Below are 3,519 nucleotides of genomic sequence, written 5' to 3' on the forward strand. Positions count from 1 at the left end.
GATTTGTATTTTCACTACATTAGATGTTTCGATATGCACAATATCCTCCCGCCGCAAAGCAGCGTAGTGATAGGGTTGGGGTTAGAGGGTTTTGTTTGAACTGATTAATTCCAGTTGGAAATTTCTTCTTCGATTAAATCGTCGATTTCTGCATTAGTGGCTTCTTCATTGAGGAACAGGCGCGCTTCAGTGATGTATTTTTCTTTATTCTTCTTAAAGAAGCCTAAAAATTCAGGTGACCATCCTTCCTTATTGCCTTGGAAATCAACCTTTGCATTTTCTTCTGCCATTTCTAAAATCATGGTATCTGCTGTAATAACGCCGTATTTTCGGAAAAATCCCTTTAGATCATGCTTGCGATAGTGGATGGAGATTTTAGAGTCACAAACAGGCTTAAAACGCTGTTTCCATCTCTGAATACAACGCCCATGTAAAGTTTTCATAAGCTATCCTTTGGTTAAATCGCTGAGTTATAGGGTTCTATCTGGATTGCCGAGCACGAAGACCCGGTGTTGGAAGTCGGCTCTAAAATGGCACGTCGTCGTCAAAATCCATCGGTGGTTCTTGCACCGTTTGTGGCGGCAGTGGCTGCCCCCAGAATTGGGATTGTTGCTGGCTTCCCTGCCCATTGCCGCCAAAATCCAATTTTTCAACTATGATTACAGCCGCCGAGCGTTTGGTTCCATCCTGCGCTGTCCACTCTTCCATGACGAATTCTCCTGTTACCATGACCTTAGTTCCTTTAGGCAGGTATTGAGGCAGCTTCTCAGCTTTTGCGCCAAACATCTTACAGATTACCCATGATGTTTTTGCGTGTTCTCCGTAACCCTGTTTTACTGGCAGGGAAAAAGAGGCTATCGGCTTCCCTGCCGGAGTCCATCGTTGTTCGCAGTCCTTGCCTAAATTTCCGCTAACTATGATTGTGTTAATTGCCATTTATGCCGCCTCCTGTGGTTCAAGTTCCGATTTCCTGAGTTCGTATGTTTCCTGTGCTTTCCCTTGCTCTGGCGTATCTCTGAGTGATTTATATGCCTCAGCAAACGCAACTTTTAGCTCGTCCATGTTTTGAGCTTTTCCTGCGCTCTCCGTGAAATGCGTTAAATCAATTTCAGCCTTGCTTCTTCCATCATTCAACCAATCCATTAACCGCTTACCTGTTCCCTCATCAATAACGGTGAAATCAGCATTACTGAACAATCCTGTCCTGTCCTTGCTGGCTGTTGCTGTGTGAGTCTCGTGATTTAAATCCAGAACCGTAGTGAATTCATATTCAACGCCGTCACGCTGCTCTGATTTCATGCCCAACTTATCAACCCGTTTTTTCCCGTTACCGTTATCAACCTGTGCCGTCTCCGTTTTACTGCGCATTGTGGCGATGATGTTCATATCAGAACGTAATATGGCATCCAGAAATTTATTATGGCGCGGGGTAATGTCACGCCATGCTGACCATGTGTTACCCTTATGTTTCGCTTTAGCCAATTCATCCAGCATTTCCAGACAGCCACCTGTGCCGTTCCATTCATGCGTGATACTGTCGATGATGAGGTTATCGTATCCAGCCCCTTGTGCCGCGTTGATAGCCTCAATAAACCGCTCTGGTGTAAATGGTGGATCTAACTCCAGAACATCAAAGTTGAATCGGTCAGAATACAGTGATGCACTGCCTTTCTCGGTATCAATGACCGCAGTAGCGCCGCCAAGTCCTTTGGTGATGGTTAAAGCTCCGTAAGTCTTGCCGGAACCACTGGGGCCAGTTAAGGCCAGTCGAAGTTTGGCTTGCTTCCTCATAGCTTTTGCGAATTTCATGATTACTCCTAATAAAAAACCGCCAATTTAGGCGGTCTGTTGGAACGTCATTCGTTTATGAATTTCCCTAACCCGATCTACATCTCCCTTGCAGTATTCAGCGACAGTAGAGATTTTCCCATTCCGTACAAAATCCCATACCTTACTGCCGTCAATATCCTCTCCGGTCTCAGATCCCTTGAGGGGTAAATCCAGCACGCCACAGAGCTTATCCAATGATACAGTTCCGTTATATCCAGCCCATGCAGTCATCGTATCGAATATTGATTTATCCCAATCCCGTGCGCCGAACGGAATAGCGCGAGGTGGTTTCACGCCCAAAACTACTGCTCTCTGGAACAGAAATCGCAAATCAAATGATGTGATGTTATGACCGATAAAACGAGGGGGCATCATTGATGATGGATCGTGTTTTTCTCTGATATAATTGAAAAACTGACTGAGTATATTTTTCTCATCATTGAGATAGCTTTCAGAGTAATATACTGAAACTGGTTCATTATCTACTGCTACACCGATGCAACAAACATGGCCTAACCCACCGTCGAAGCTGGTTTTTTTCCAATTATCCTCACCTACAGTTTCACGATTCTCTGCCATCCATTGATCAATGGATTCTTGCTTTTTGTAGCTGCCCGGAGCTTTGACCTTATCAATAAATTGCTGTTTAACTTGTGGGTTCTGAGATGGAATAGTTTCTATATCTAGGTAAAAATTCATTCTGCCTCCGTTAGGTAAAATCGCCTCTAAAATCCATATCGCTGACTGGTAATCCCTCTCTACCCAATACCTCCCTTTGATGTACCAGTTCCCTGTGTTCAGCTACTTGCTCATCCGTGTATTTGCGTTTTTTCTGCTCCTCCTGAGCAGCATGGGGTTTTTGGTCGAAATGTCTCATGCTGCCTCCTCGCGTTTTGCATCCATGATGTACGCCTCCAGCGCCTCCTCATAATGGTCACGCAACACATCCATGATGTCGCCAAAATCCATTTCTGAGCGGAGGATGATGTCCCGCGGTTTACCCTCTAGCCGCCAATTTTCGTTATCAACGGTGATGGCAATTCCGTTGCGGTCTGGCTCACTATAAAAATGACGTTCGTCCAATCTGATTCGTAATCCCATGGTTACCTCCGTAATATTTCATTAGTAGTTTCATGCCGCGATTCCATGCGGCGGAACGGTTTTCACGCACAGCAAACTTCCCCCATGACTGAGCGCGGGTTAAATGTCGTTTGTTCATAATTAATTATCTGGCGATGAGCAGAATAAAAATGACGGCTAGAATTGAGAGAGTGTAATAATAGAAACTATCGGGAATCATTTTGCGGTCAGCGCTATCAGCGCCTTGGCGTGCAGTTCGGCGGATTCTCGGTCGAGGTGGATTAGACCGCTGGATAATCTATCTTTGTCACATACACTCCCACTCCAGGGGCGGCTGTTGCAGTTAAATTCGCCGTAACTTATATTAGGGTAATAGTAATTAGCGCCATCCACCAACGGCTCCCTCACTGGCTCTGGAACTTCGATATCCCCGATTTTGATAGTACGGGGTTTTAGACGATATTTTATTTCTTTTTTGAATCTAAGTTCGTTTATACATGGCTCCCATTCCCCGAATGCAAATATCTCAAAATACTCCCACGGCCTATCAGTAATATGAGACAATCTAGCGTACTCAGTAATTAAATCGGCGTGTATATGTTTAGGCAT

7 protein-coding genes are annotated in these 3,519 nt (G+C 44.8%); all 7 read right to left on the reverse strand.

Annotation, left to right across the window (positions count from 1 at the left end):
• Positions 1-104 precede the first annotated feature (104 nt).
• Positions 105-443: a hypothetical protein gene (locus ABLA76_RS16915; RefSeq protein WP_348988823.1), complete on the reverse strand. Its 339-nt coding sequence runs from the start codon at positions 441-443 to the stop codon at positions 105-107.
• A gap of 82 nt (positions 444-525) precedes the next feature.
• The gene (locus ABLA76_RS16920; protein WP_348988824.1) at positions 526-936 is read right to left on the reverse strand and encodes a single-stranded DNA-binding protein; all 411 of its coding nucleotides are present in this window, start codon (positions 934-936) and stop codon (positions 526-528) included.
• Complete coding sequence (locus ABLA76_RS16925) at positions 937-1,809, reverse strand: ATP-binding protein (protein WP_348988825.1); 873 nt, start codon at positions 1,807-1,809, stop codon at positions 937-939.
• Between the two features lie 27 nt (positions 1,810-1,836).
• The gene (locus ABLA76_RS16930) at positions 1,837-2,529 is read right to left on the reverse strand and encodes a 3'-5' exonuclease (RefSeq protein ID WP_348988826.1); all 693 of its coding nucleotides are present in this window, start codon (positions 2,527-2,529) and stop codon (positions 1,837-1,839) included.
• A gap of 10 nt (positions 2,530-2,539) precedes the next feature.
• On the reverse strand, positions 2,540-2,707 hold the full coding sequence (locus tag ABLA76_RS16935; protein WP_348988827.1) for a hypothetical protein: 168 nt from the start codon (positions 2,705-2,707) through the stop codon (positions 2,540-2,542).
• Positions 2,704-2,931: a hypothetical protein gene (locus ABLA76_RS16940; RefSeq protein ID WP_348988828.1), complete on the reverse strand. Its 228-nt coding sequence runs from the start codon at positions 2,929-2,931 to the stop codon at positions 2,704-2,706. The genes ABLA76_RS16935 and ABLA76_RS16940 overlap by 4 nt, the downstream gene beginning before the upstream one ends.
• Before the next feature lie 195 nt (positions 2,932-3,126).
• A partial coding sequence (locus ABLA76_RS16945; protein ID WP_348988829.1) for a hypothetical protein occupies positions 3,127-3,519 on the reverse strand: 393 nt, incomplete at its 5' end.

Source organism: Xenorhabdus sp. SGI240, from assembly GCF_040081915.1.
Lineage (GTDB): Bacteria > Pseudomonadota > Gammaproteobacteria > Enterobacterales > Enterobacteriaceae > Xenorhabdus > Xenorhabdus bakwenae.